Raw genomic sequence first — 416 nt, forward strand, 5'->3', positions numbered from 1 at the left:
GTCATACCGTTCTCCAAGATTGCATGCTAACAATTCATATGAGAATTAAACCAATCGGAAATAACATTCACCAACTAAGCCTGAACACTTAAAAGGGCTTTCGGTATGTTCTTTCGACGGATAGAAATTTTTTCCTTCTTTCTTCTGTTTATTTCTTTGTTTAACTGCAAAAAACCTGTCGTATCGACAGGTTGATAATGTATCAATTGGTAAAGTGCCAGGACATCTCTTTTCTAAATATATTTATTTTGTTAGGCTAAACTGCCCATTCACCTTCAATCTGGCACGATGGAGTCTGGATTTCACAGTCCCCTCCGAAATGTTAAGAATGGCTGCCATTTCCTTGATCGAGAGTTGATAATGAGCATGCAAAATCAGAATTTCTCGATACTTGGGAGGCAGAGAAATTACTTTTG

Annotated in this window: 1 protein-coding gene; it reads right to left on the reverse strand. The window is 37.5% G+C overall.

Annotation, left to right across the window (positions count from 1 at the left end; translation table 11 throughout):
• Positions 1-243: 243 nt before the first annotated feature.
• Positions 244-416, reverse strand: a 173-nt coding sequence (locus AC1DUA_RS40785; protein WP_477505033.1) for an RNA polymerase sigma factor, incomplete at its 5' end; no start/stop codon positions are given.

Source organism: Paenibacillus sp. 01T422, assembly GCF_056398785.1.